This is a genomic window from Propionicimonas sp. (genome assembly GCF_047606205.1).
Classification (GTDB): Bacteria; Actinomycetota; Actinomycetes; order Propionibacteriales; family Propionibacteriaceae; genus Propionicimonas.
Genome location: NZ_JASGES010000043.1, coordinates 1 through 26,295, shown reverse-complemented (window position 1 = coordinate 26,295; position 26,295 = coordinate 1). Strand labels below are relative to the sequence as shown.

The 26,295-nt window shown below is 70.2% G+C and carries 20 protein-coding genes and 1 tRNA gene; 9 read left to right on the top strand and 12 right to left on the bottom strand.

What is annotated here, in order from left to right; translation table 11 throughout:
• Nucleotides 1-91 precede the first annotated feature (91 nt).
• The gene (pgi, locus tag QM633_RS03070) at nt 92-1,771 is read right to left on the bottom strand and encodes a glucose-6-phosphate isomerase (protein ID WP_415152256.1); all 1,680 of its coding nucleotides are present in this window, start codon (nt 1,769-1,771) and stop codon (nt 92-94) included.
• A 183-nt stretch (nt 1,772-1,954) separates the two neighbouring features.
• On the opposite strand from pgi, the gene QM633_RS03065 reads away from it, so the two are divergent.
• Entirely contained in the window at nt 1,955-2,986 is a 1,032-nt protein-coding gene (locus tag QM633_RS03065) for an endonuclease/exonuclease/phosphatase family protein (protein ID WP_415152255.1), read from the top strand.
• A 171-nt stretch (nt 2,987-3,157) separates the two neighbouring features.
• Nucleotides 3,158-4,492, top strand: coding sequence for a polysaccharide pyruvyl transferase family protein (locus tag QM633_RS03060; RefSeq protein WP_415152254.1), 1,335 nt, complete (start codon nt 3,158-3,160; stop codon nt 4,490-4,492).
• A gap of 36 nt (nt 4,493-4,528) precedes the next feature.
• On the opposite strand, the gene QM633_RS03055 is transcribed toward QM633_RS03060, so the two are convergent.
• Nucleotides 4,529-5,116: a hypothetical protein gene (locus QM633_RS03055; RefSeq protein ID WP_415152253.1), complete on the bottom strand. Its 588-nt coding sequence runs from the start codon at nt 5,114-5,116 to the stop codon at nt 4,529-4,531.
• Nucleotides 5,117-5,350: 234 nt separating this feature from the next.
• Between QM633_RS03055 and QM633_RS03050 the strand changes: the two genes are divergently transcribed.
• The gene (locus tag QM633_RS03050) at nt 5,351-6,697 is read left to right on the top strand and encodes a polysaccharide pyruvyl transferase family protein (protein ID WP_415152252.1); all 1,347 of its coding nucleotides are present in this window, start codon (nt 5,351-5,353) and stop codon (nt 6,695-6,697) included.
• 145 nt (nt 6,698-6,842) lie between these two features.
• Here the strand turns inward: QM633_RS03050 and QM633_RS03045 are convergent, their stop codons facing one another.
• From QM633_RS03045 to QM633_RS03035, 3 genes are all read right to left on the bottom strand, one after another.
• Nucleotides 6,843-9,101 (bottom strand): Ig-like domain-containing protein, encoded by a 2,259-nt coding sequence (locus QM633_RS03045; RefSeq protein ID WP_415152251.1) that lies wholly within the window; start codon nt 9,099-9,101, stop codon nt 6,843-6,845.
• Nucleotides 9,102-9,264: 163 nt separating this feature from the next.
• The gene (locus QM633_RS03040; RefSeq protein WP_415152250.1) at nt 9,265-10,911 is read right to left on the bottom strand and encodes a CDP-glycerol glycerophosphotransferase family protein; all 1,647 of its coding nucleotides are present in this window, start codon (nt 10,909-10,911) and stop codon (nt 9,265-9,267) included.
• A gap of 119 nt (nt 10,912-11,030) precedes the next feature.
• On the bottom strand, nt 11,031-12,506 hold the full coding sequence (locus QM633_RS03035; protein WP_415152249.1) for an SDR family NAD(P)-dependent oxidoreductase: 1,476 nt from the start codon (nt 12,504-12,506) through the stop codon (nt 11,031-11,033).
• A 223-nt stretch (nt 12,507-12,729) separates the two neighbouring features.
• On the opposite strand from QM633_RS03035, the gene QM633_RS03030 reads away from it, so the two are divergent.
• Entirely contained in the window at nt 12,730-14,454 is a 1,725-nt protein-coding gene (locus QM633_RS03030) for a CDP-glycerol glycerophosphotransferase family protein (RefSeq protein WP_415152248.1), read from the top strand.
• 84 nt (nt 14,455-14,538) lie between these two features.
• On the opposite strand, the gene QM633_RS03025 is transcribed toward QM633_RS03030, so the two are convergent.
• Nucleotides 14,539-16,020, bottom strand: coding sequence for a fibronectin type III domain-containing protein (locus tag QM633_RS03025; protein ID WP_415152247.1), 1,482 nt, complete (start codon nt 16,018-16,020; stop codon nt 14,539-14,541).
• Between the two features lie 25 nt (nt 16,021-16,045).
• Entirely contained in the window at nt 16,046-17,449 is a 1,404-nt protein-coding gene (locus tag QM633_RS03020; RefSeq protein ID WP_415152246.1) for a Gfo/Idh/MocA family oxidoreductase, read from the bottom strand.
• Between the two features lie 162 nt (nt 17,450-17,611).
• Between QM633_RS03020 and QM633_RS03015 the strand changes: the two genes are divergently transcribed.
• Both QM633_RS03015 and argS read left to right on the top strand, forming a co-directional pair.
• The gene (locus QM633_RS03015; protein ID WP_415152245.1) at nt 17,612-18,232 is read left to right on the top strand and encodes a SanA/YdcF family protein; all 621 of its coding nucleotides are present in this window, start codon (nt 17,612-17,614) and stop codon (nt 18,230-18,232) included.
• A gap of 122 nt (nt 18,233-18,354) precedes the next feature.
• Nucleotides 18,355-19,989: an arginine--tRNA ligase gene (argS, locus tag QM633_RS03010; RefSeq protein WP_415152244.1), complete on the top strand. Its 1,635-nt coding sequence runs from the start codon at nt 18,355-18,357 to the stop codon at nt 19,987-19,989.
• Nucleotides 19,990-20,056: 67 nt separating this feature from the next.
• On the opposite strand, the gene ppgK is transcribed toward argS, so the two are convergent.
• Nucleotides 20,057-20,824 carry a polyphosphate--glucose phosphotransferase gene (gene ppgK / locus QM633_RS03005; protein ID WP_415152243.1) on the bottom strand — a complete coding sequence of 256 codons (768 nt, stop codon included), beginning with the start codon at nt 20,822-20,824 and terminating at the stop codon, nt 20,057-20,059.
• Between the two features lie 129 nt (nt 20,825-20,953).
• On the opposite strand from ppgK, the gene galE reads away from it, so the two are divergent.
• The gene (galE, locus tag QM633_RS03000; RefSeq protein WP_415152242.1) at nt 20,954-21,934 is read left to right on the top strand and encodes a UDP-glucose 4-epimerase GalE; all 981 of its coding nucleotides are present in this window, start codon (nt 20,954-20,956) and stop codon (nt 21,932-21,934) included.
• Here galE and QM633_RS02995 read toward each other — a convergent pair.
• From QM633_RS02995 to QM633_RS02985, 3 genes are read right to left on the bottom strand one after another with little or no spacing between them, the layout of a single operon-like run.
• A complete protein-coding gene (locus QM633_RS02995) occupies nt 21,865-23,571 on the bottom strand; it encodes a PH domain-containing protein (RefSeq protein WP_415152241.1) in 1,707 nt (568 codons plus the stop codon). The genes galE and QM633_RS02995 overlap by 70 nt on opposite strands.
• A complete protein-coding gene (locus tag QM633_RS02990; RefSeq protein ID WP_415152240.1) occupies nt 23,568-24,053 on the bottom strand; it encodes a PH domain-containing protein in 486 nt (161 codons plus the stop codon). The genes QM633_RS02995 and QM633_RS02990 overlap by 4 nt, the downstream gene beginning before the upstream one ends.
• Before the next feature lie 9 nt (nt 24,054-24,062).
• Nucleotides 24,063-24,692 (bottom strand): DUF1707 SHOCT-like domain-containing protein, encoded by a 630-nt coding sequence (locus QM633_RS02985; protein ID WP_415152239.1) that lies wholly within the window; start codon nt 24,690-24,692, stop codon nt 24,063-24,065.
• A 200-nt stretch (nt 24,693-24,892) separates the two neighbouring features.
• Here QM633_RS02985 and QM633_RS02980 point away from each other — a divergent pair, with 200 nt between their 5' ends.
• The gene (locus QM633_RS02980; RefSeq protein ID WP_415152238.1) at nt 24,893-25,282 is read left to right on the top strand and encodes a hypothetical protein; all 390 of its coding nucleotides are present in this window, start codon (nt 24,893-24,895) and stop codon (nt 25,280-25,282) included.
• A gap of 58 nt (nt 25,283-25,340) precedes the next feature.
• Here the strand turns inward: QM633_RS02980 and QM633_RS02975 are convergent, their stop codons facing one another.
• Nucleotides 25,341-26,027, bottom strand: coding sequence for a response regulator transcription factor (locus tag QM633_RS02975; RefSeq protein WP_415152237.1), 687 nt, complete (start codon nt 26,025-26,027; stop codon nt 25,341-25,343).
• Nucleotides 26,028-26,222: 195 nt separating this feature from the next.
• Here QM633_RS02975 and QM633_RS02970 point away from each other — a divergent pair.
• Nucleotides 26,223-26,293: transfer RNA gene (locus QM633_RS02970), tRNA-Gly, on the top strand.
• Nucleotides 26,294-26,295: the final 2 nt, after the last annotated feature.

Below are 26,295 nucleotides of genomic sequence, written 5' to 3'. Positions count from 1 at the left end.
CGATCGCTCATCCCATCTGTAGGCGGCCGCGCCGGCCGGCAACGGACCGGAGTCTACCGGACCTGCCGCCGCGGCCGGGTATCCGGGAGGGTCAGCCGCGCTGCCGGTGAGCGAGGTAGTAGCCCACCAGCGAGCGGGTCGACGCGTCCTGCGCGGTGAGCGCCGCCTCGTCCCCTGCGACGGCGGGGGCGATCTGCAGGGCGAGCTGCTTGCCGAGTTCGACCCCCCACTGGTCGAAGCTGTTGATGCCCCACACGGTGCCCTGGGTGAACGTGATGTGCTCGTAGAGCGCGATCAACTGGCCCACGACGGACGGGGTCAGCGCGGGCGCCATGATCGAGGTGGTCGGACGGTTGCCCGGGAACACCCGGGCCGGCACGATCTCCTCCCTGGTGCCCTCCGCGCGCACCTCGTCGGCGGTCTTGCCGAAGGCGAGCGCCTTGGTCTGGGCGAAGAAGTTCGACAGGAACAGCTCGTGCACGTCCGCGTCCCCGTCCGTGAGCGGGTGCGCGGGTGTCGCGACCGCGATGAAGTCGGCGGGAATCAGCTGGGTGCCCTGGTGGATCAGCTGGTAGAAGGCGTGCTGGCCGTTGGTGCCGGGCTCGCCCCAGAAGATCTCCCCGGTCTCGGTGACGACCTCCGAGCCGTCCAGCCGGACGCTCTTGCCGTTGGACTCCATCGTGAGCTGCTGGAGGTACGCGGCGAAGCGGTGCAGGTACTGCGCATACGGCAGCACGGCGTGGCTGGACGCCTTGAGGAAGTTCACGTACCAGACGTTGAGCAGTCCCATCAGCGCGGGGACGTTGCGCTCCAGCGGGGCCTCGGCGAAGTGGGTGTCGATCGCGTGGAAGCCGGCCAGGAAGTCGGCGAAGTTGTCCGGGCCGAGCGCGACGGCCAGCGAGGTGCCGACCGCGGAGTCGACGGAGTAACGGCCGCCCACCCAATCCCAGAAGCCGAACGCGTTCGCCGGGTCGATGCCGAAGGCCGCGACCTTGTCGAGCGCGGTCGAGACGGCGACGAAGTGGTGGGCGATCGAGTCGTTCGCCTGCGCCTGGGAGTCGTCGATCGCGCCGGCCGCGCGCAGCGCGGCCAGCAGCCAGTCGCGGGCCATGCGCGCGTTGGTGAGCGTCTCCAGAGTGGTGAAGGTCTTGGACGCGACGATGAACAGCGTGGTCGCGGGGTCGAGGTCGTGGGTCTTCTCGTACACGTCCGTCGGGTCGATGTTGGACACGAAGCGGCACTCCAGGCCGGCCTGCACGTAGGGCTTGAGCGCCTCGTAGACCATCACCGGGCCGAGGTCCGAGCCGCCGATGCCGATGTTCACCACTGTCCGGATCGGTTGGCCGGTGATGCCCTTCCACTCTCCTGAGCGGACCCGGTCGGCGAAGGCGTAGACCCTGTCGAGCACCTCGTGCACCTGCGCGACCACGTCCACCCCGTCGACGACGAGGCTGTCGCCCGCCGGGCGACGCAGCGCGGTGTGCAGCACCGAGCGGTTCTCGGTGACGTTGATCCGCTGCCCGGCAAACATGGCGTCCCTGCGCGCCTCGAGGCCCACCGCGCGGCCGAGCGCGAGGAGAGCGGCGAGGATGTCGTCGTCGAGGAGGTTCTTGGACAGGTCGACGAACAGGTCGGCGGCGGTGAAGCTGAACCGCTCCGCGCGGCCGGCATCGTCGGCGAACCAGGCGCGCAGGTCGGGCTCCAGTGCCGCGGCGAGTTCGGTCAGCTGCTCCCAGGCGGGAGTGGTGGTGGGGTCAAGCAGTTCGCTCATGGCCCCAGCCTAGTGAGTCCGGGGGTCGGGCTCGCAGCCTCCAGCGCAGGTCGAGAGATGCCCGCCAGCTGATGAGAAAATTCTGTGAAAAGGCTGAAAACCTCTCATGACTGATGTTAAGGTTTCCCTTGCCTGTGCGGGGGGCTCGGGCGTTCCAGATCGGTGAACAAGGAGCTTCCTGCCATGTCGAACCCGGTTCGTGCATCCCTGCGGCTCACCGCCGCCGGTGTCCTGCTGACCGTTGTCCCCGCCTTCCTGGTCGGGGCGACGCCGAGCCAGGCGGTCACGCCACGACCCGCGGCCGCCACCACCGCGGCCGATATCGACGCCGCATCGGCGAAGGTCGTCGTCGCGACGTACAACATCCACAAGTCGAGTTCGGGCGAGTACGCCTGGGCCGATCGCCGCGAGGACATCGCTGACAGCATTCTGGGGGCCACCCCGGACGTGATCGCGCTGGAGGAGGCGACGCCCGCGTCGGTGACGGTCGGCGAGGTCAAGCGCAAGCAGTACGACGACGTGCTCTACCTGCTCAACAAGGGCGGCGGGAACTACGGGTTCGTGGCCAAGGGCGACTACACCAACGGCACCAAGGTCGCCTACGACACCGACAAGCTCACGGTGGTCGACCAGGGCTCGAAGATCCTGAAGAAGAAGGGTGCCCAGCGGCGCTACGCGGTGTGGGCGATCTTCCGGACCACCAGCGGCGCCAGATTCTTCTTCGTCGCCACCCACCTCGAGCCGGGTGGTGCATCCAAGAAGCTCAACGCGGTCAGGATCACCCAGGCCAAACAGATCGTCGCCCTGATCAAGGCGGAGAACAAGGGTTACCCCGTCGTGGTGGCGGGTGACCTGAACTCCAGCCGCACGATCAAGCCCTACAACGGCCCGTACCAGGCCTTCACGAAGGCGACCGTCGGCAACCTGGTCGACCCCCTGGACAACGCCGTGGCCAGCAAGGCCGCGGGAGCCAACGCGATCGCCGAGACGATGGTCGACGTCAACTACAACTCGGCCAACAAGTGGCGCGAGGCCGCGCCCAAGGCGCCGTCGACGTGGAAGGTCGGCACGAACGTCGACTACATCCTGGTCTCCCACGGCGACGTGGAGGTCTCCACCTACCGGACCGTGGTGAATGTGGACGCCGACGGCAACTTCGTCGGCGGGCACGCCCCGTCCGACCACAACATGATGGTGGCCACGCTCAGGTTCTGAGCCGCACCGTCGCGGCGCCGGGTCCCCATGGGGCCCGGCGTCCTCGCGTCCCGCAGGCGCCGGGCACACGGTGCCGCGCTAGGGTGGTTCGGCGGACGCGCACGCCCGGCGTCCGCAGCCACCACCCGTCACTGGCTGTCCGCGACAGCTGCCACAGAGGGAGTCCGCCCGGTGAGTGAAGCTCGACCGCGCCGCGTCATGATCCGGGTCTGCCAGCCGCCGGACGCCAACCTGCCGGCGCTGAAGTCGACGGACCTGATCGGAGGCAACCAGGGCAACCTGTTGTTCCAGTTCTCCACCGCACGCGCCCTCGCGGCCGACGACGTCACGCAGAGCTACATCAGCTACGGCGAGTTCAAGCGCAACGCGATCGCGGCGAACGCCGAGCGGATCAACGCCGAGTGCGACCACCTGGTGATGCCGATGTCGAGCTCCCTGCGGTTCCAGATGGGTCCGAAGATGGAGCAGTGGGCGAACCTGATCGACAAGCTGACCATCCCGGTCACGGTCGTCGGCATCGGAGCCCAGCTGAGCCTTGAGGAGGCGACCTCGGCCCGGTTCCGGCCCAGCCGGGTCACCGGCCTGACCGCCTCCCGGGCCGAGGTCGAGGAGCACGAGGCGTCCTGCCGGCGCTTCCTGTCCGCCGTGCTGGAGCACTCCGACACGATCGGCGTCCGCGGCGAGATCACCCAGCAGTACCTGCGCCATCTGGGGTTCCCCGATGACCGGATCGACGTGATCGGCTGCCCGTCGCTGTTCATGTGGGGCCCGGGCCACCGCTGGGCGCAGCCGTCGGGGGGGCTGACCCCCACGAGCGGGATCAGCCTCTCCTTCGACCACCGGATCCCGAGCACGGCGGCCATTCTTCAGCGCACGGTGGACGACTACGCGGCTTCCACCGTCTACGCGCAGGAGCGGCTGACCGCCCGGATGGTGATCGCCGGCGAGGAGACCCGCGCCGAGTGGCGGGGGGACGACCGCTTCCCCGTCCGCACCAGCCACCCGCTGTACCAGCAGCACCGGATGCTGTACTACCCGACGGCCTGGGCGTGGATCGACAGCCTTCGCGGCGCCGACTTCGCGTTCGGCCCGCGGCTGCACGGGACGATCGCCGCGCTTCTGGCCGGCATCCCGGTCAACCTGCTCGCGCACGACTCCCGGACCGTCGAGGTGGCCAGCTACCACGGCGTTCCGCACACGCTCACCCGCGACCTGGACGACGACAGCACGGTCGAGCAGCTGTACGACGCCTTCGATCCGGCCGACTTCAATGCCCGCTACGACGAGTTGTTCACCCGGTTCACCGACTTCCTCACCCGCAACGGGCTCGCCCACGCCTACGCCGGCAGCGGCGCGGGCCTGGCCGCGTTCGACCAGTCGCTGGAGAAGCCGAGGCAGGCCACGCCCAGGTACAGCGCGGGGCCGCCCTCGCGGCCCGCACCGAAGAAGTCGCCGATCTCGCTGCGGGAACGGGTCGGGGCGCTGCTGGGCCGCAGGTCGCGCTGAGCCGCGCCCGCTCCCGGGCGGCGCACCGTCCTCAGGTCAGGCGCAGATCTTCTGCGACTGCTTCTGGATCGTGGTCATGTGCTCGTTCAGCAGGTCGATGTTGCTGATCATGGCCTTGATCCCGTCGAGGTCCTGGGACACGACCGCCTTCTTCATGTCCTTCAGGTAGGCGAGCACCACCGCGTACTCGGTGTCGAGGGAGGATGGCGCGGCCTTGGCCGCGCTCGAGTAGGACGTGATCAGTGAACTGAACAGGTCGGCCAGCTTGTCGAAGTCGACGCTGCCGTCCTCGCTGGAGTTCTGCACCCGCCTGGTCGTGATCTGCTTGTACGCCTTGCAGTAGGCGAGCTTCTTCACCGCGCGGGTGGGAGTGGGCGAGGGACTGGCGGTGGTCGCGGTGGCGGTGGCGGACGGTGTGGCCGAGGCTGGGACGGTCGCGGAGTCCGACGGCGAGGCCGACGCCGAGGCGACCGTGGGGATCGGGGACGCGGTCGACCCCGGGTCGCCCCACCCGAGGGTCACGGCCAGCATCGCGATCACCACCACGATCACGAGGGCCACGCCGCCCAGCCACCACCACAGGTGCTTCCTCGGCAGCGCCCGTCCCGGCCTGCTTCCGCTCACGCATCCCCCCAACGACGACTCGTCCCCCGATGGTGCCGGAGAGCCGGCAGGAGGACACGGAACTGGTCGCGTCCACGGACGAACCGGGGGTTCGGCGGCAGCGGCCGCACCGAGCCTACCCGTGAAATCTGTGGGTCGGCTGTGCCGGTGCCCGCGGGAGGCGACGCCGCAGGCCTGCGGGGAGACGGGAATTGGTATCCTCGACCCACATTCCGTCTACGAAGTAGGGGCAGCGTGACACGCATCCTGCTACGGGCTCACAAGAGTCCGTTCCGGGCCGCATCGGCCACCGAGACCATCTCCAAGCGGCTGATCGGGAGCAACGTCGGCAACCTGATGTTCTCGCACGCGTCCTGTCGCCTGCTGTCGGTGGCCGGCGCCGAGATCACCACGAGCAAGTTCGAGCGGCTCGATCCGCGCGAGGTCAACGAGAACTACGACGTCGCCGTCGTCCCGCTCGCGAACGCCTTCCGCGCCAGCCTGATCGACGGCGTGCGCGACATGGCGGCCCTGTTCGAGAAGCTGACGATCCCGGTCGTGGTCCTCGGGGTCGGCGCGCAGGGCCCGGTGTCGGGCGAGTTCCAGGCCTCCGAGCTCGACGACGTCGTGAAGCGCTTCATGCGGGCCGTCCTCGACCGCTCCGGCAGCGTCGGTGTCCGTGGCGAGCTGACCGCCAAGTACCTGGCGAACCTCGGCTTCGGCGAGGAGCACGTGCGGGTGATCGGGTGCCCTTCGCTGTTCCTGCGGGGCCCCCAACTCGAGATCGTCCGCAAGGTCGAGGAACTCACGCCCTACTCGCGGATCTCGCTGAACGTGTCGCCCTACCGTCCCCTGATCGGGCCGATCAGCCTCGACCACGCGAAGCGCTACCCGAACCTGATGTACACCGCGCAGGACCAGCGGACGCTCGGGCTGATGCTGAACGGCGTCTTCGACGCGCCGTACGCGCTGCCGGAGGGTTCTCCGACGTCCCTCGACCACCCGCTGATCCGCGACAACCGGGTGCGCTTCTGCCTCGATCCGAGCACGTGGATGGACTACCTGTCCACGTTCGACTTCTCGTTCGGCACCCGGATCCACGGCACCATCGCCGCGCTGCTCGGCAGTACCCCCGGACTGCTGCTCGCGCACGACTCGCGGACGCTCGAACTCGCCACCTACCACCAGATCCCCTACCGGGTGCTGAACCGGCGCACCAGCGAGGTGGACGCGACCAGGCTCTACGCGAAGGCCGACTGGGGCCCGACCATGAGCGGCCACGCGGAGCGCTGGGAGCGGATGGCGTCCTTCCTGGCCTCGCACGACCTGCGGCACGTCTACCTGCCCGGGGAGTCGCCTGACGCCTTCGACGCGAAGCTGGCGTCGGTCGAATTCCCGCCGCCGGTCCAGATGGGGATGCGCGACTCGCTGGAGAAGCTCTACGAGATGCAGCGCCGGATGCCGGAGCTGCGGGCGGAGCTGAAGCGGGTCGAGGCCGCCCAGGCTGCTGCGCGCCCGTCGCAGAGCAGGACGAGGAAGCTCCTCCGGCGCGCGAAGCGGAGGGTCACCGGGGCCGTCCAGCGGGTGACCGGCCGCTCCTGACCCACGGACCCGGCCGTCCCCGACGCGTGTGCGGGGACCGGCCCGGCGTCGAGCGCGAGGACCGCCGGCACCGGCCGTCCGGCCGGAACGGGACGAGGGCCCGACACCCGCGGGGTGTCGGGCCCTCGGCGTCCACGGGAGGCCGTCAGCCGGTGACCTTCACGGTCACCGAGGACGACTTCTTGTTCGAGGTGACCACACGCCACTTCCGCGTGCTGCCGACCGGCGCGGAGATGAACTTCTGGGTGCCGCCGCCGCTGATGCTGAAGGTGACCTTCGTCTTCCACCCCGAGCCCGCCAGGTACTGCAGTCGCAGGTTGCCTTTGGGGTTCTTCACCGTGACGAAGAACGGGGCCAGGTCGCCCGACTTCACCATCGTGGGGGCGTAGATCCGCGGCGTGGTCGTGTTCGCCTTGGTCTTCACCACGCTGTAGGAGTAGCCGACCGAGTACTTGCCCGAGCTGCCGATGGTGCCGCCGGTCACCGACGTCGCCTTCAGCCGGTAGGCCCGGCTGCTCTTCATCTTGATGGTCTTGGTGCCGCGGCCGTTCTTCACCGAGATGGTGGTCTTCGTCTTCCACTTTCCTGCGTCGTAGTACTGCAGGGCCACGGTTCCGCTGAAGTCGGTGCTTCCCTCGCCCCAGCTGACCACCACCTGGGTGCTGGAGTTGTCTCCGCTGGTCACGGTCTGCTGGTAGTTGTCCATCGTCAGCGTCGGCGGGGTGTAGACCACGAGAGCGCTCGACGACGGCTGCGGAGTCTCGTCGCTGTCGCTCTTCACGGTTACCGCAGAGGTCGCCGTCCGGTTGCCCGAGAGCGAGGTCGCGGTGATGGTGGCGGTGCCCACGCCCACGGCGGTCACCTTGCCGGACGTGGCGTTGACGGTGGCCACCGAGGTGTTGCTGGAGGTGTAGGTCACCGTCCGGACGGTGGCGTTGCTGGGGCTGAACTTCGGCACCAGCGTCCGGGAGCTTCCCGTGTTGAGGGACACCGTCGCAGGCGACAGGCTCAGGCCGGTGACCTGCACGTTCGTGATGCCGCCCCGGATCAGCTGGTACACCCGCTCCAGCTGCTGCTCCACGGCCCGCGTCACGGTGAGGGACTCGGCCTTGAAGGCCAGCTCGTCATGGGTGAGGCTGGTGCCGTTCGCGTTGGCCGAGCCGCCCCAGGTGGTGCCGTACGTGGTGCCACCCGCGGTGTAGCTGACCGTGATCGCCTTGTCGTGGACGTTGCCGAACTCGACCCGGTTGATCACCTTCCTGGCGTCGTTGCTCATCCCGAAGTAGGCGTCCACCGTATCGGCGATCGCGTTGTCGCCGAGCATGATCTTCACGCTGCACCCCTGCGTCTGCAGGGTCGCGAGGTTGTCCAGGATGGCCTGCCTGGACGCGTTGAACAGCGAGTGGGCGAGGTAGGCCTTGCAGTTGGTCTTGCCGCTCACCGCGGCGGCCGCGGCCAGCGTCTTGGCCTCGAAGTCCGCATTCTTGGCCTGGGACTCGCTCGTGATCCGCGGCGAGGGGTAGAAGCTGAAGTCGGAGTCGGAGGAGCTGACGCCGTTCGTCATCGCGGTCTTGTAGCCGCTGGTCAGGGTCTGGGTGATCGCCGGCGTCCAGACATTGTTGAGCAGGCCCTGGTACCCGGCGGAATCGCCGTAGATCACGACGCTGGTGTTCGACTTCTTGCCGCCGCTGGCACCGTTGAGGTTGGCCGAGGTGACCCAGATGACGTTGTTCCACACCTTGCCGGTGGAGTCCTTCGCCTGCTCGAACAGCGAGTACTTGGAGTGCATCAGCGAGTCGGAGTCGGTGGACGTCGTGGTGAGGCAGGCGCCGGTCTTGGTCGAGTTGCAGTACTTCATGACGCCGGAGTCCTTGAGCAGCGTGGACAGGCTCGAGGGCGCCTTGTACGACTCGGTCATCGACTCCTTCGCGCCCAGCACGTGCACGTAGTCGGTGGGGTTCTCACCGTCAGCCAGGTACTGGTTGATCTGGTTCAGGAACGCCACCGTGGGCTGGAACAGGCTGGTCGTGTCCATCGCCTTGCCAGAGGAGTTCAGGATGGTCCACTGGTTGCTGACCTTCTTGGCCTTGCCGTAGTCGTACAGCGCGTTGAAGACCGTCGAGTACAGCTGCTTGCCCTTCGGCACGCTGTTGATCAGGTACGCGTACTCGTTCACCGATCGCCAGTCGGCCTTCGCCCCGTCGTTGTCGCCGGCGGAGGTGTAGACCTCGACGCGCATGCCCGACTGAGGGCTGTACGCGACGTCCGGGGTGACCGCCGTCGGGGTCCCGTAGATGTTCAGGGATCCGGTCTGCAGCGTTGCCGTCGCCTCGACCGTGGTCGAGGCGGCCGTTGCGGTCGTTGTGGGAAGGGCGAGGGTTGCGGCGAGAACAACCGTTCCCACAACTGTCACTAGTCGATGCACAGCAAACTCCCAAAGATGGCGTACGCGTCCTCGCGACTATACCCCGCCCAGATTTGTGCGACAGGACGGCCGGAGAACAGGACGCCCCGCTCGCGTCCGGAGGACCCGGGGTCGACCCGGCGCGCGCGCCGACGCGGCGGGCTCAACGATCGCGGCGCATGACCTCTCGGGCCGCATCGACGAACACCTCGGAGTAGTTCTCCGGCGGCCAGTCGCCCAGATAGTAGCTGCGCAGTTCCGAGCGCACCGCCCGCCGGGAGTCCGTGCCGAGGAGATCCTGCACCGGGCCGGAGAGATCGCCGGCGACCGGGAGCAGGATGGCTGCCCTGGCGAGCGGGTAGGCGGACTCGATGTCGTCGACGCGCCCGGTGTCGGTGATCGCGAAGGGCTTGTTGGCGTACAGGTAGTCGGAGGCGACGCTGGAGATGTCGGTGACCAGGGCGTCGGAGGCGTTCATGCACTCGAAGACGGTCCGGGCGGCCGTCGCGGCGCTGCCCGCGTGCGGACGGCTCGGGTCGGCGGCCAACAGCGCGTCGACCCGACCGATCTGGACGCGTGACTCGGCGTCGCGGGCGGAGTACGGGTGGGGGCGGAACCACACGGTGGCGCCGGCGTCCAGCAGTGCCCGGACGATCCGCTCGCCGTGGTTCAGCGAACCGAACATCGAGTCCTCCAGACCGCCGCGCCAGGTCGGGGCGTACAGGACGACCGGGTGCTCGCTCGGCGGGCGCCGCGGCCCGACCGCGATGGCCTGCACCTGCGGCCGGCCGACGAGGACGAACTTCTCGGGTGGCACCAGGACGCCGTGCTGGGCGAACCGGTCGACCGCCGCCTGCCCGGCGACGAAGATCTTGTCGAACATGCCGAACGTCGCGCTGTAGCTGGCCGGCTTGTCGCTGTCGCCGTGGCCGAGGTGGACGTGGGTGACGTCGGCGAAGCGCACGCCGTGGGCGTTCTTCGCGTCGTTGTTCACGTAGAAGAACGCCCGGATCCCCGGGACGGCGACGTACTCCAGCGACTCCAGCGAACGAGCCAGCACCACGGGCAGGCCGGACACGCGCGCCGCCTCGGCGAAGAAGCGGGGGTCCCGGATGATCAGGACGCCGCGCTCCCCGGTCCGTTCCAGATAGGGCCGCCACATCCCGATCTGGTAGCCGCCGGCCGTGGTTCCGTTGAAGTAGACGGCGTAGCGCGGGTCCAGCGCGGTCAGCGCGCGGCTCACGGCTCGCTCGACGGCGTGCCGGCGTACCCGCAGCAGCCGGACGCCGGAGAGGGTCAGGCCGGCCACGATCGCGAGTGCGGCGAGGCCGAACAGGACCGGGCGCGCGCTCCCGGGCGCCGCCGCGGCCGTAGCGAGGACGGCCACCGCCGTGCTCGTCGCGAGGAACATGGGGTCGGGAACGCGGTCGACGGCCGCGAGGTCCACGCCGGGCAGCCCGTCGGTCCGGAGCGCGGGTCTCGTGGAATGGTCCAGCGTCGACTCGGCCATCAACCCGCCCAGCACCAGCGCCAGGACGCACAGCGGAACCCAGGTCCACCCCGCGGTCGACCCCACGGCGGCACACGCCGAGACCGCCAGAGCGGCCCGCGCGACGAGGTGGCGGTCCGAGGCGGGCCGGGAGAGCCGCCAGCCGGTGCCCACGGCGACCGCGACGATCGCCGTGACCGCGCCCGGCAGGGCAGGTCCGAGCAGGAGGAGCAGGATGGCGAGGAGTGCGAGCGCCCAGACGACCGCTCGGGGCGCGAGGAGTTCCAGCACTCGCCGGTAGCGGTCGAACAGCGCGGTCATCGCTGCCCGGGCCGGCTGCTCGCGTCACCCACGGGTGCCTCCTCTCGTGGGCACACTCTAGGGCGTGTCAGGGTCGGAGGCACACGCGGCGCCGAGCCGGTCGCGAGGCAGCCGACGGCTCAGCCCTCGTCCCCCTCGCCGGCCTCGGCGAGAGCCTCGGCGATCCGGGTCGCCTCCAGCTCCGAACGGGACATGCCGACGTGGCCCGGCTCCTCCCTGCGCACGTCGATGACGTGCCCGGTGAGCGAGGAGAGCAGCACGTCGATCGTGGTCAGCGCGACCGCCTGCGAGGACAGCAGCGAGCCCTCGGGCTCCTTGCCGAACGCGCGGGTGCGCATCGGGGTGCCGGCGCGCTCGGGGTTGATCACGTTCACCTGGATGCCCTCGGCCGACCACTCGTCGGCGAGGGCCTGGGTGAGGTTCACCACGGCGGCCTTGGTCGAGGAGTAGACCGAGTAGTCGGCCCGTCCCCTGGTGTAGGAGCTGGAGGTGAAGAAGACGAGGTGGCCCGCCGTCTCCTTCAGGTACTCGTGGGCGAAGCGGGCGGTGAGCACCGGGGCGAAGTAGTTCACCCTGATCCCCTCCAGGATCTCCTCCATCGGCACGTCGGCCAGCCGGCCGCGGTTGAGGATGCCGGCCGTGAGCACGACGAAGTCGATCCGGCCGAGCTCGGCGTGCGCGTCGGCGAGCGCCGCACGGATGTCCTCGGGGCGGGACACGTCGGTGCCGGTCTGGCTGCGGCTGTACGAACGGACCTCCGCGCCGAAGCCGCGGGCCATCTCGACGATGTCGCCGCCGATCCCGTAGCTGCCGCCGAGGACCACCATCGCCTTGCCCGCCAGCCCCGCGGTGTACTCCTCGACGCTGGTCGGCGCGGGCGCGACCGTCGAACCGATCTGGAACAGCTTGTCCGCGATGAAGACGTCGATCGGCTCGGTGATCTTCATGTTGTGGTCGGCGCCGCGGACGACGGCGATGGGTTCGCCCGGGAGGTACTTCAGGATCACCGAGCAGTCGTCGGCCGGGACGAAGTCGGCGTCCTGCCTCGCGATGAGGTAGGCCTTGCGCAGGGTGCCGAGCCGGAACGCCTGCGGCGTCTGGCCGCGACGCAGCCGGCTGCGGTCGGGGATGTCGACGATCTCGTCGTTGGCGTTCACCTCGATGATCGTGTCGGCGGAGGGGATCGCGACGTCGACCGCGTCGTAGTCGTCGAGGGCGGCGACCAGGTCGTTGATGATCCGCGTGTCGAGCAACGGGCGCACCGCGTCGTGGAACAGCAGCCGGATGTCGGGGTCGGCGTCCTCGCCGAGCGCGGCGATCGCGGCGAAGGAGGTGTCGTTCCGGGTTCCGCCGCCGTTGATCACCCTGGTCACCTTCGAGAACCGGGCGGCGATCGCGTCGGCGGCGGCGAGGTGGTCGGGGTGCATCATGATGAAGATCTCGTCGATGACGTCCGCGTCCTGGAAGATCGCCAGGGTGTGCTCCATCACCGGCCGCCCGGCGATTTTCAGCAACTGCTTGGGGATCGACAGGCCGACCCTCGAGCCGGTGCCACCGGCAAGGATCACTCCGATCGTGCGGGCTTGCGAGCTCATGGACGTCCCTTCTCTCCGACCCCACACCCTAGCGTGGGGGCGTTCCCGGGCGAGGACGCGCGGCCGGCTCCACAGGGGCCGCACAGCCCGCCGTGATCCCGGTCACACTCCGCAGTGACAGGATGGGGACCGCCTCCGCTCCTCCGGGCGGCAGGGCCAGGCGCCCGGGAAGGGCGCCTGTAGTAAATTGCCGGGGTCGCCGCCCCCATCGTGAAAGTCGTCAATGCCGCACTTGCTCAGCACCGGGTTCTCGTCCATTCGCTACATCTTCCGGGCGGTCGGCGGAATCTCGATCCTCGCTGACCTGCTGGCCGTGGCCACCGTCATCGTCACCCTCGCCGCCCCCCAGAGTCCTGCGGCGGCCGTCCTGCTCGCCCTCACCACCCTGGTGCTGCTGGCCTGGATCGGTACCGAGGCGGCCCCGTCCCTGCGGGGCATCGAGCCGCTGAAGCAGCTGATGGGCACGTTCGGGACGGCCCGCATCCTGGTGGTCGTCGCGGCGCTCGGCCTCGACCTCGGCACCGGCGTCAGCGTCGGGGCGATCGTCGCCGCCGCGCTGCTGGGCGCGATGATCATCGGCGAGAGCGCGATGCGCCGGGCGGTACGCGGAGCAGTCCCGCAGTCGGCGAACATCCCCGGCTGGGACGTCCCGCTGCCCTCGGTGGTGCTGGCCGACTCCCTGTTCGCGGTGAACCTGCTCGGCATGGCGCTGATGGTCGTCTCCGCCGGGTTCGGCCTGACCCAGCTTCCTGCGGTGCTCGCCGCCCTGGCCGGCCTGGTGCTGGCCGTGCTGTTCGGGATCCAGTCGGTGCGCTACCTGTACCGGCGCAACCGGTTCGAGGCCAACCTGCCCAAGATTCTCGACAAGCTCGCGCCCGCGTTCTGCTTCCACTGGCAGGCGCCCGCGGGGACCGCCTACCAGGCGTCCATGTGGCTGCCCTACCTGGACCGGATCGGGCTGCCGTACTTCGTCCTGGTCCGGACGGCGGCGAACTTCGCCGAGGTGTCGAAGCTGACCGACGCGCCGGTGATCCTGCGGGTGGGGCTGGAGGACCTGGACGCGGTCTCCTGCGCCTCGCTCAAGGCCGTCTTCTACGCCAACACCGCAGTGCGCAACTCGCACATGATCCGCTTCCCCCACCTCACCCACATCCAGCTCAACCACGGCGACAGCGACAAGATCGCCAGCGTCAGCCCGACCTTCCGCCAGTACGACAAGAACTTCGTCGCCGGCCAGGCCGCGATCGACCGGTTCGCCAAGCACGGCGTGGTGACCAGGTCCGACCAGTTCGAGATCGTCGGCAGGCCGCAGCTGGAGGACGTCCGGGCCGCGACCGGGCCGATCTCGGCGGTCGGGCAGCCGACCGTGCTGTACAGCCCCACCTGGTCCGGGTTCTACGAGGACTCCGACTACAGCTCGCTGCGGGCGGGCCGGGCGATCGTCGCCGGGCTCCTGGAGCGGGGCTGCACGGTGGTGTTCCGGCCACACCCCTACGCCCGCAGGCACAAGGGGAACGCGGAGGCGTGCGACTCGATCATCGAACTGCTCACCCTGGACGCGGCGAGCACCGGACGGACGCACATCTTCGGGCCGGCGGCGGAGACCGAGATGTCGGTCGTCGACTGCTTCAACGCCAGTGACGCGATGGTCTCCGACGTGTCCAGCCTGCTGTCGGACTACCTCGTCTCCGGCAAGCCGTTCGCGATGGCGGCCGTGTCCGCCCACGGCGACGCCTTCGTCGACGAGTTCCCGCTCGCCGAGGCCGCCTACGTCTTCGACGTGGTCGGCGCGGATGCCGTCGGTTTCAGCGACCTCCTCGGCGACCTCCTCGACACCGACCCGAAGGCGGCCGTCCGCCGGTCGCTGCGCGACTACTACCTCAGCGACACCCCCACCGACCACGTCGTGGAGCACTTCGTCGAGGTCGCCCGCCGCTACCTCTCCTGACCGATTCGACCGGATCGGCGTGCCGCGGGCGGCGCGTCCGGGGACCGTGCGGTCGTGGCCCTCGGGTCGCCGACCGGGGGTATGTCAGGGCAGGTAGACGGTGGCCCTGACCATGTTGTGGTCGGAAGGGATCGTGCCGATCCACCGCCCGGCGCCGTTCAGCCGGGCCACGGTCTCCCACTCCGCGACCCGCATCTTCGAGACGAAGATCTGGTCGAGCATCCGTGCCCAGCGATCCTTGGGTGCCTTGCGTGAGCCGCCGTTGTAGGTCTTCAGGTCGGCGTTGACGAGCTTCTGCGCCGCGCCGGTCTTCCCGGTACGCACCAGCGGGTCGATGTAGCCCGCGCCGGTGATCGTGCGGTAGACGCCGTTGCCGGAGGTGCGGTACAGGCCGGTGTTGAAGTCGCCGACGATCACCACGGGGAGGTTCCCGGTGTTCACCCGCTCCAGCATGGCGACCATCTGCCGGGCCGCGGCCGTGTGGTGCGCCTTCACCTTCGAGCTGAACACGGCGAAGTGGGTGTTGACGAAGAGGAACCGCTTGCCCGTGCTGATCTGCTCGAACGCTGCCCAGGTCGCGTACCGCTGCACGCCGAAGCGCTTGCTGCCGGACAGCGGCTGGGTGCCGTGGTCGAGCAGCCTGAGCCGGGTGGTGTTGTAGACGGTGCGGACCTCGCCGGAGCCGGAGGAGGCGTCGGTGAGGGCCCAGTCGCTGCCGAGGAGGTTCACCACGTCCTGGTACTGCCGGACGCCCCGGAAGCGGGCGGGGGTGGCCTCCTGCAACCCGACGACGTCGGGGTCCTGGCCGAGGATGGTGGACGCGACGGCCGTGCGGCGCTTCGCCCAGTTGTCCTGCGATTTCTTCCTGACGTTGAAGGTGCCCACCCGCAGCGGCAGCGACTCGGCGGTCTTGCGCGTGACGACGTTCGACCATGCGCTCAGCGGCAGGCCGGCCGCGTCCACCGCGCGGACGCGGACCGAGTAGGACGTCGAGGTCTTCAGTCCGGACATCGTCTCGGTGCGGACGCCGGCCTTCGTCGTGTCGGACTCCGGGCTGTCGAAGCCGGCCGCGGTGTCCCGCTGCACCTCGTAGCGGAGGTCGTCGCCGGACGACGACCAGGCCGGCGTCAGAGACGTGGAGCTGAGGCTGTCCACCGTGAGCTCGGGGGTCGGCAGCCGGAACGGCTCCTCGCTGGTGGTGAACGAGATGCTCTCGCTCGGCGAGCCGCGGGTGCCGTCCGTGCTCACCGCGCTCACCCGCGCGTAGTAGGTGGTCGCAGGCGTGAGCGAACCGAGCACGACCAGGTCCTCGGTCGCGGTGGTGCTGGTGATCACCGTGAAGGTGGGGTCGGCCGACACGTCGACGACGTAGGAGGCGGCGTCGTCCACGCCCACCCAGCTCGCGATGGCGAGCTGGTCCCGAGGACTCACGGCCAGGCCGTAGGGGGCGGCTCCGGGCGTCTGCGCCGCGGCGGGCAGGGCGGATGCCGTGGGGCCGAGGAGCACCACGGAGAGCAGCAGCGCGGCGAGCGCGCACACCCTCCAGGCGGGTCCCCGTCGAACCATCCCCCCGCCCCTCCTCAGGCTTTTCTCAGATTCGATGAATGGTATCACCCGGACGCCCGGGGAAGGAGTCCGTGGACGTACGCATGACGGCGCTGTCCGGAGGCAATTCGGCCCCCCGGCGAGCCCGTTCGATCATGTCCGCGATCGCGACCGACTCCTCGCGCCGGAGCAGGTAGGACTCGGCCGTTCCGAGCCGGATCATCGACGCGAACTCCGCCACCTCGTAGCGCAGCCCGTCGCCCTCCATCTTCACGTAGAACTTGCGGTTGTGGCTGGGGTCCTCGAAGCGCGACTCGAAGTACTCGGTGAGCCACCAGGGTGCGGGGACGTAGAGGTAGCCGCGGGTACCGGAGACCACGAGGTCGCCCTCGGACTTGACGCCGAGCCCCGTGGTCGCGGACGCGATCGCGTGCGGGAAGTCGAGGTCGATCCGGGCGAAGGTGTCGACCCCGGTCTGCGTCCGCAACGACCGGGTGGTCATCCGGTCGGGCTGGGTGCCGAGCAGCTTGATGATCGCCAGCAGCGGGTAGCTGGCCAGCTCGGAGAGGCTTCCGCCGTCCGGGCCCTCGAGTTCCCGGCCGGAGGGGACGAGCTTGGTGAAGGTCGCGTCCACGGCCCTGATGTCGCCGATCGAGCCGCTGCGGGCGACCCCGATCATGCGCTGGAAGCCGGGCAGGAAGGCCGTCTTCAGCGCCTCCAGCAGCACGACGCCGGCCGCGTCGGCGCGTGCGTACAGCTCCTCCGCGTCCGCCCTGGTCAGCGCGACGGGCTTCTCGCACAGGACGTGCCGGCCCGCGTCGATCGCCGCGCGAGCCTGCGCGTAGTGGTACTGGTGCGGGGTGGCGATGTACACGGCGTCGCAGGCGGCCAGCAGCCCCTCGTAGGTGTCGTGGACGGTGCCGAGTTCGAGCTCGTCGGCGAAGTCCTTCGCGCGGCCGGGGGTGCGGCTGTGGACGGCGTCGATGTTGACTCCGGAGACGAACCGGGCCTCGCGCACGAACCGGCGGGCGATCCGTCCCGCGCCCACGACCCCGAGGTTCAGGCTGGGCTGCGACTCGTCCCGCAGCCGGGTGCTGGAGATGCCGCGGGTGCGCTCGAGGTAGACGACCTCGCAGTAGTCCCTGAGGTAGTCGAACTTGCCGGTCCAGTCCGAGCCGATCGCGAAGATGTCGATGCCGAGTCGCTGGATGTCGTGGATCTTCTGGCCCTCGTACTCCTCGACGATCACCTCGTCGGCGAGACCGGTCGCCTCCACGCTGCGCACGCGTTCCATCAGGCTCTGGCGCACGTTGAGCTTGCCGCGTCCGTCGTCGTACTGCTGGGTGGTGACGCCCACGGTGAGGTGGTCGCCCAGCGCCTTCGCCCGCTCGAGCAGTCGCCGGTGCCCCTCGTGGAAGAGGTCGAAGGTTCCATAGGTGATGACGCGCACCGGTGCTCGCTCCCGCTCGGCTCGAAGGGCTCGCGCCAGTCTATTCGGCGGCCGGGGATCGCCTCGCCGGCGCGACGTCGCCGTCTGTGGGACGCCGCGGTCCGGCCGGGCAGGGGTACCGGAGAGCTGTCGCCGACCGGACGGTCTCCTAGGCTGACCCGCATGAGCGCGCGGATCCGGACGGGGTCGTGGGCGGCCCTCGGCGTCGCCGCGGTCGCCGGAGGGGGCCTGCTCGCGCTTTCCGGGGCCGTGCACCTGCTCACCCGCCGGCGGATCGTCAGCGCCGACGCGCTCGAGCCGGTCGCCGTGGCCCTGGTTCTGGGTGCGGAGGTGTACGCCGACGGGGAGCCGTCCCGGTTCCTGCGGGCGCGGCTCGATCTGGCCGCCGACCTCTACCGGCGGGGTCGCGTGCGCTGCCTGCTGCTCTCCGGCGACGGGCGGTCCCGGTTCTACGACGAGACCGGGGGGATGCGGGACTACCTCGTCGGCACCGGCATCCCGGACCAGGCGCTGCTGCTGGACCCGGCCGGTTTCGACACCTACGACTCCTGCCTGCGGGCGCGGGACGTCTTCGGGCTGCACCGGCTGGTCGTGGTGAGCCAGCGCTACCACCTGCCCAGGGCCCTGGCGATCTGCCGTGCGCTGGGCATCGAGGCCTGGGGCGTGGGCGACCAGACGGCACGCACCAGCACCCGCACCTGGGGCCACGGCGTCCGTCGCGAGCTGGCCGCCAACCTCAAGCTGGTCTGGGACGTCGCGTCGCACCGCCCCGCCCGCGGCTGAGCGGGCCGCCTGCCAGCCGCCTCCGAGGTCCACATGCTTGACCGTGCTCGGTCCGAACGGAGCACGGCAAGGGCGCGGGCGAGTGGTTCGGGGGCGCTGCGGCGCGTGCGAAAATGGCGGCCATGCTGTCCCTGCCGTCCCTGTTGAGCGAACGCGTCCAGGCCGCCGCCGGAATCGACCCGGAGTTGCGCCCGGCGACCCGTCCCCAGTTCGGCCACTTCCAGACCAATGTGGCCCTCCGGCTGGCCAACGCCGAGGGACGCCCCCCGCGGGAGGTCGCGGCGCGGCTGGTGGAGCAGATCGACCTGTCGGACCTGTGCGAGCCGCTGGAGATCGCCGGCCCAGGGTTCATCAACCTGCGGCTGCGTGCGGACGTCCTGGCGGGTGCTGCGTCCCAGGTCCTGGCCGAACCGGACGCGGGGATCGCGCGGGCTCCGCAGCCACGCACGGTCGTCGTGGACTACTCCTCTCCGAACGTGGCCAAGCAGATGCACGTCGGCCACCTGCGCTCGACGATCATCGGCGACTGCTTCACCCGGGTGCTGCGCGCGCAGGGCCACACGGTCATCCCGCAGAACCACATCGGTGACTGGGGACGCCAGTTCGGGATGCTGGTCGAGCAGATCCTGGAGGAGGGACTGGACGCGTCCGCGCTGGACCTGCCGGCGGCCGAGGCGCTCTACCAGCGCGCCAACAGCCACCTCAAGGAGTCGGAGGAGTTCGCCGACCGGGCGCGCGAGCGGGTCGTGCTGCTGCAGGCCGGGGATGCGGAGACCCGCCGGATCTGGCAGCAGCTGATCGAGGTCTCGCTCGCCGGGTTCAACCAGACCTACCGGCGCATGAACGTGCTGCTCACCGACGCCGACATCGCCGGGGAGTCGCTGTACAACGCCGACCTTCCGGTGGTCGCCGACGACCTGGCCGATCGCGGCATCGCCGCCGTCGACGACGGCGCGCTGGTCGTGTTCACCGACGGGTTCCCGGCGCCGGCGATCATCCGCAACGCCCACGGTGGCTTCGGCTACACCTGCACCGACCTGGCCGCGATCCGGTACCGGGTGGGGACGCTGCACGCGAACCGGCTGATCTACGTGGTGGGGGCGCCGCAGGCGTACCACTTCGAGCAGGTCTTCGCCGTCGCGACGAGGGCCGGCTACCTGCCGTCCGAGGTGAGCGCGGAGTTCGTCGGCTTCGGGCAGGTCCTAGGCGCGGACGGCAAGAAGTTCTCCACCCGCGAGGGCACGGCGGTCACGCTGAACAGCCTGCTGGACGCGGCCGAGCAGGAGGCGGCGCCGTCCATCGCGCTCGCGGCGATCAAGTACGCCGACCTGTCCAACGGCCTCCAGAAGGACTACGTCTTCGACGCCGAGCGGATGGTGGCGACGACCGGCGACACCGGCCCGTACCTGCAGTACGCGCACGCCCGGGTGAACCAGATCCTGCGCAAGGCGGAGGCCGAAGGGATCGGGTTCGGTGCGGTCACCGTCCTCGCCGAGCCCGCCGAGCAGTCGCTGGCGCTGCTGCTGTCCCGCTTCGGCGAGGTCGTCGCCCAGGTCGGCGACACCCTCCAGCCGCACCGCCTCTGCGGCTACCTCTACGAGTTGGCAGGGGCGCTCAGCTCGTTCTACGAGCAGTGTCCGGTCCTGAAGAGCGAGGGCGAGGTCCGTGCGTCCCGCCTCGCCCTGTGCGCGTCGACCCGCAAGGTGCTGGCGATCGGCCTCGGCCTGCTCGGGATCGAGGCCCCCGACCGCATGTGACGTCCGGCTCCCGCGTCGGCCGAGTCTTTCCAACCTCCGGTCCAACCCGGTCCGGGCGGACGGGCGGTCAGGCCGAGTGGGCGACCTTGTCGGCGGCGAGCCAGGCGGCACCGATGATGCCGGCACGGTTGCGCAGGTCGGCAGGGACGATCGGCGTCTTCAGGTTCAACTTCGGCAGGAACTTGTCGGCCGCCTTGGACACGCCGCCGCCGACCACGAACAGGTCGGGCCAGAACAGGGCCTCCACCCGCTCGTAATAGCGCTGCAGCCGCGGCACGTACTCCGAGTACGACAGCCCCAGCGCCGTCTTCACCGAGGCGGCGGCCTGGCTCTCGGCGTCGTGGCCGTCGATCTCCAGGTGGCCGAGTTCGGTGTTGGGCACCAGCACACCGCGGTAGATCAGCGCGCTGCCGATGCCGGTGCCGAGGGTGGTGACCAGGACGAGGCCGTCGTTGCCCTTCGCCGCGCCGTACTTCACCTCGGCGACGCCGGCCGCGTCCGCGTCGTTGACGAGGACGACCTCGCGGCCGAGGTGCTCGGCGAAGATCTTCTCCGCCGGGGCGTCGATCCAGGACTTGTCGATGTTCGCCGCCGAGCGGGTGATCCCGTGGGTGACCACCGCGGGGATGGTCACGCCGATCGGGCCGTCGCCCATCTGCTCGGCGAACTCGGAGACGATCTCCGCAACGACGTCGGCGACGTTCGCCGGCGTGGACTTCTCGGGCGTGGGGATGCGGACTCGCTCCGTCGCGAAGTCGCCGGCCGCCAGGTCGACCAGCGCACCCTTGATTCCGGAGCCGCCGATGTCGATGCCCAGTACGGGTTGGTTGTGCATGGGCTCCACCCTAGAGGTCGGAGCGACCCGGGCGCGGCAACGGCCGGAACGGAGAAGCAGGCCCGGTGCGGGACGGCGCGGAGCAGCCGCTGGCCGGACGCGGGGCCCGATCCCCCTAGACTCGTGCCCGTGAGTACGTGGTTGGTGACGGGTGGTGCGGGATACATCGGCGCGCACGTGGTGCGCTCGCTGCAGGAGGCGGGGCTGGTGCCGGTGGTGCTGGACGACCTGTCGTCCGGAATCGCGTCCTTCGTGCCCGACGGCGTGGCCTTCGTGCAGGGCAGCATCCTCGACACGGCCACGGTGACCGGCCTGCTGCGCGATCACGACTGTGCGGGCGTCATCCACGTGGCCGGCTTCAAGTACGCCGGAGTGTCGGTGCAGCGTCCGCTGCACACCTACGCGCAGAACGTCACCGGGACGGCCAGCGTGCTGGCGGCCATGGCGGACGCGGGGGTGCGCAACATCGTGTTCTCGTCCTCCGCCGCGGTGTACGGGACGCCCGACACCGAACTGGTGACCGAGTCGTCCCCGAATGCTCCCGAGTCGCCGTACGGGGAGTCCAAGCTGATCGGGGAGTGGCTGATCAGGGACGTCGCCAGGGCCACCGAGGGCTTCCACGGCGTGAGCCTGCGCTACTTCAACGTCGTCGGGTCGGCGACCGACGCGGTTTACGACGCGAGCCCTCACAACCTGTTCCCGCTGGTCATCGAGGCGCTCCTGGCGGGTCGGACGCCGCGGATCTACGGCGAGGACTACCCGACCCCGGACGGAACCTGCGTGCGCGACTACGTGCACGTCGGCGACCTGGCCGCCTCGCACGTCGCCGCGGCCCTCGCCCTGGAGGCGGGGCGGCCGTTGCGTACGGCCTACAACCTCGGCAGCGGCGAGGGCCTCAGCGTCCGCCAGATCATGGACGCGATGGCGCGGGTCACCGGCATCGAGTTCACGCCGGAGATCTCGCCGCGGCGACCCGGCGACCCGGCCAGGATCGTCGCCGACGGCAGCGCCGCCGCGGCGGACATCGACTGGCGGATGAGCTACTCGGTCGACGAGATGGTCTCATCAGCCTGGTCGGCGCGGCGCGCGTCCGGCCCGGCCGTGGCCTGATCCGGCACCGTCCCTGCCCCGCCGAGTTGGTCACCGCTCGCGCTCCCCGCGGGGTCACCGGTGTCGGGCGGCTCGGTGAGGTCGATCGACGCGGGGTGATGGACGAGCCGGAGCAGCTCGGCCTGGCGGGCGAGCACGTCGGACGCGTCGAGCCCGGCCGCGTGCGCGGAGATCTGGGCACCGGCGGTGTGGAACTCCAGGTCGGCCAGAGCCAGCCGTCGTGACACGGGTCCCTGCGCGATGCGCACGGACTGGACCCGGGCGTGCGGCACCACCTGCCAGCGCCGGACGAGCCATCCGTGCCGGGAGACGACCAGCCGGTCGTCGTGGCCCCAGCGCAGGAACGGCTGCGACAGCGGGTGCAGCCAGCGGGCCCGGGCGGGGGCGCCATGCAGGTCGACGGCCTCGAAGTCGGCGCGCGGCCAGATCGCGTCCAGGGCGACCCGCACCTGGGCGATGGTGCCGGCGGGCAGCAGGATGGTGGAGACGCCGGAGCGGTTCTCGTCCTCGGTGACGTGCCCCCACCCGACGACTTCGAGGTCGACGCGGTACAGGCCGAGCGCCCGCCACACCGGCGACTGGCTGATCTGCACGGCCTGGACGCGCCGCGGCGGCAGGGACTGGCTGGTCAGGCTGGTCAGGCCGCGGGAGATCCGCAACCCGTGCGGACGGCGGGAGAGGGCGTAGTTGAACTGGCTGGTGACGCGGCGGCCGACGAATCCGATCAGGGTGCTCGCGGTCGGGATCGCGATCACCAGCACGAGCCACGGTTGCTGGAAGGCGATGCCCGCGGCGGCGGCGAGAACGCCGGAGGCCACGATGGCCCAGAATTCGTGGGACGTGACCGCGGCGAGCAGCAGTTGCTGCGGCGGCACGGTGATCAGGACCTCGTCCTGCGTGGACAGGTCGAGGAGCAGGCTTGCGGCGTCGGTGTGCTGTTCAGCCTCGGCCTGGACGCCGCGGGCGCGGGCGAGCAGGTAGTCGCGTAGCGCGTACGCCCTGGTCCGGGCGAGGTAGCGCAGCCGGGGCCGCTCGTGGGATCCGACGTCGATCTGGAGTTCGGCCAGCCCGAACAGGCGCGCGGCGAACGGCTGGACGACGTCGATCGACTGCACCTTGTCGAAGGAGACCCGCTGGGAGCGGCGGACGATGACGCCGCTGTCGATCCGCAGCACGTCGGGGGAGACGACGAAGCGGGTGAACCGCCAGGAGAAGAAGCCGGCGGCACCGCTGATCAGGGCGACCACGCCGACAGCCAGCAGGATGAACTGCAGGGGCGGCAGCGGCCGGGTCTCGTGCCCGAGCGGCAGGTAGTCGCGTCCGGCGCTGAGCACGACGGCGAGCAGCACGATCCAGCCGCGGACCAGGGGGGTGAGCGGATGGGGACGCTCGGTGACCTCCGCTGCTGCCGACCGGGCCGGCTCGGCAGCCGGATGTGGGGACTCGGCCGGATCGTGCGCCTCGATGTCTCCGCGTGGTGTTCCGCCCGGATCGTGCGCCTCGATGTCTCCGCGTGGTGTTCCGCCCGGATCGTGTGCGTCGATGTCTCCGCGTGGTGTTCCGGCGGGATCGTGTGCGTCGATGTCTGCGCGTGCGGTCCCGGCCGGATCGCCCGCGTCGGCGTGGGCGTCGCTCACAGCGGGAGTGCCTGGGCCTCGCCGGCGGCGATCAGCCGGTCCCTGAGCGCGGCGGCCTCGGCCTGAGGCAGGCCAGGGATGCGTCCGGCGGACTGGACGCTCGCCGTGACCAGCTCCACCCGGGCGAGGCCCCACGCCCGGTCGACCGGGCCGGACTCGACATTCACCGACAGCATCCGGCCGTAGGGGATGGCCGTGAGCTGCCGGTTCCACAGGCCGTGGGTGATCAGCAGGTCCTCGTCCCGCTCCGCGTAGCCGAAGGCGCGCACCCACCGTCCGGCCCGGACGATGCGCCACCCGGTCCAGCCGAGCCCTGCGACGGCGATCGCGACAGCCCACCGCCAGTCGACGAGCAGGCCCACGCCGACGCCGACCACGATGGTCACCGTGAGGTTGGACACGAGCGCGCCGAGCCGTCGCACACGGGCGTAGCGCGACGGCAGCCGCTGCCAGTCCGCCGTCGGGGTGAACAGGTCGTTCATGCCCCGAATCTAGTGGTGGTGGTGACGCTTCTTGTCCTTGGGATGGCGGACGTCCACGCCGCCGAACGCGCAGAAGCCCTTGAGCACGATCCGCGGCGCGACCCCGTCCGCGGGTGCGAGTTTGCCGACGTCCGAGCCACCGAAGATCGCACCCACCTGGTTGCTCACCTCCGTGCCGGGCGGAACGATGACCTCGACGCCGCCGAACAGGCAGAAGACGTTGAGGGTCAGTTCGTGCGCCTCGAAGGTGGCTTCGGTGAGGTCGAGTTCCACCCCGCCGAAGACGGCCAGCGCGGAGGTGTGCTTGCGCATCCGCCAGGCGTGCTTGCGGGTGGCGCCGGCGAAGATCGCGATGATCTGGTCGGCCTCCTCGACGGGGTGGGACTCGTCGTAGTTCACGACCGGACGCGCGGCCGGACCGGTGGGGCTGATCAGGTCGCGGGTGAGCGGGACGAGATCGTCGAAGGTGTCGGCCGCACGGGCTGCCGCGATGCGATCGTCGCGCTCGGCGACGCTGAGGCGCCCTTCGGCCTGGGCGGCGGTGAGGAGTGCGACCACGCGGTCGCGGTCGGAGTCGGTGGCGGCGCGATCGCCGCCGACCGCGGGCCCCACGTCGGTGGGCTCGAGGGGATTGGACATGCTCCGAACCTAGGCCCGCGGCGAGCGGCGTGGAAGTTCGGCGAAGGGCTTTGGGGGTGCGTTGAGGGTGCGGTGGGTGGTGTCCCCGAGCCGACGGGCGGGTCGGGGCACTCGTCTTCGTGGGGTTCGTTCGCCGCCGTTCGTCGAGACTCCTTCGCCGGCCGCTGACGTGTCCGGGCGGTTGTCGTTAGGGTGCGGCCATGAAGCGACTGCTCATACTCGCCGCGATCTTCTGCGGCTCTTCGGTGGTGGGGCTCCTGCTCGCCGGGCTGCTGGTGCCGGGCGTGGGCGTGGGCGTCCAGGGGTTCATTGTCGCGGTGGTGGTGTTCACCATCGCCCAGAGCCTGCTCACGCCGATCGTGACGAAGCTGGCCACGAAGTTCTCGCCGCCGCTGGTCGGCGGTGTCGGGCTGATCTCGACGGCGCTGGCGCTGGTGATCGCGAGCTCCTTCAGCGGCGGGCTCGTGATCAACGGGGCTTCGGCATGGGTGCCGGCCACGCTGGTCGTCTGGGCGGTCACGGCGCTGGGCTGCTGGCTGCTGCCGTTGTGGCTGCTGAAGAAGGGTGTGAAAAAGGCGCGTCAGCGCTGAGTCGCGGACCGCGCCGTCCGATCTCAGCCGCGATGCGGCGGTCGGCGGCGTGCGTGAGTCAGGCGGCGATCAGGCCCTGGGCGCGGGCGATGCTCACGGCGACGAGCCGGTCGTGGACGCCGAGCTTGCTGTAGACGTTGCTCAGGTGCTTGTGCACGGTGCGCGGGGACAGGCCGAGCCGGGCGGCGATCGTTCGGGCGAGCAGCCCCTCGGCGAGCAGCTGGAGGACCTCCACCTCGCGCGCGGTCAGGTTCAGGGCGGCGGCGGCCTCGGCCGCGGTGCGGACGCTCTGCTCGCGTCCGCACGCCTCGGCGACGTGGGGGAGGAGCAGGGTCAGCGGGGCGACCGATTCGGCGAACAGGGCGTGGGCCTCGGGACTGAACCCGCCACGGCGCGCGAGCGCGAGCACCCGGGCCCGCTCGAGGTTGGCGTGCTGGTCGAGTTCGGGCCCGATCGTGACGACTTCGCCGAGAACCGGGTGCTGCCCGATGTGGAGCTGGCTCTCCGTGTGGTGTCCGTGCGAGGCGAACTCCGCCAGCACCGTGGCGTGGCGCTGGTCGGGCCATGCTGCGTGGAGGTGGAGCTTGTGGCCGACGTCCAGGCCGATGAGGGCCGCGCTCTCCGCGTGGCTCGTCTTGGCGAGGGTCGTGCAGACGAGCTGCTCGGCCTGCTCGCCGTGGTCGATGGCGGCCATGGCCTGAGTGAGCAACTCGACGATGGTGATCGCCCGATCTTCTCTGGTCACCCGCCTCGCTCCCCGGTGATGCACGGCCCGCGGTCGGCCATGAGCTTGCTGTCAAGGAGCAGTCTTGCAGACGTTCCGCCTAGACCGGTCAGGTTTCGCCCGACTATGCGGTCGTGGCGCCTCTGCTGCGGGTTCGCGAGCCCCCCTCGGCTGCAGCTAGACTGCTCCACGCGTCGGCTCGGGAGAGCGGGCAGCGCGGATGTAGTTCAATGGCAGAACATCAGCTTCCCAAGCTGACAGTGCGGGTTCGATTCCCGTCATCCGCTCC

Excerpts from the sequence above, each read along its gene's own strand:
- pgi (WP_415152256.1), bottom strand. The coding sequence starts at position 1,771 with ATGAGCGAACTGCTTGACCCCACCACCACTCCCGCCTGGGAGCAGCTG.
- QM633_RS03065 (WP_415152255.1), top strand. The coding sequence starts at position 1,955 with ATGTCGAACCCGGTTCGTGCATCCCTGCGGCTCACCGCCGCCGGTGTC.
- QM633_RS03040 (WP_415152250.1), bottom strand. The coding sequence starts at position 10,911 with ATGACCGCGCTGTTCGACCGCTACCGGCGAGTGCTGGAACTCCTCGCG.
- QM633_RS03035 (WP_415152249.1), bottom strand. The coding sequence starts at position 12,506 with ATGAGCTCGCAAGCCCGCACGATCGGAGTGATCCTTGCCGGTGGCACC.
- QM633_RS03030 (WP_415152248.1), top strand. The coding sequence starts at position 12,730 with ATGCCGCACTTGCTCAGCACCGGGTTCTCGTCCATTCGCTACATCTTC.
- QM633_RS03025 (WP_415152247.1), bottom strand. The coding sequence starts at position 16,020 with ATGGTTCGACGGGGACCCGCCTGGAGGGTGTGCGCGCTCGCCGCGCTG.
- QM633_RS03015 (WP_415152245.1), top strand. The coding sequence starts at position 17,612 with ATGAGCGCGCGGATCCGGACGGGGTCGTGGGCGGCCCTCGGCGTCGCC.
- argS (WP_415152244.1), top strand. The coding sequence starts at position 18,355 with ATGCTGTCCCTGCCGTCCCTGTTGAGCGAACGCGTCCAGGCCGCCGCC.
- ppgK (WP_415152243.1), bottom strand. The coding sequence starts at position 20,824 with ATGCACAACCAACCCGTACTGGGCATCGACATCGGCGGCTCCGGAATC.
- QM633_RS02990 (WP_415152240.1), bottom strand. The coding sequence starts at position 24,053 with ATGAACGACCTGTTCACCCCGACGGCGGACTGGCAGCGGCTGCCGTCG.
- QM633_RS02985 (WP_415152239.1), bottom strand. The coding sequence starts at position 24,692 with ATGTCCAATCCCCTCGAGCCCACCGACGTGGGGCCCGCGGTCGGCGGC.
- QM633_RS02980 (WP_415152238.1), top strand. The coding sequence starts at position 24,893 with ATGAAGCGACTGCTCATACTCGCCGCGATCTTCTGCGGCTCTTCGGTG.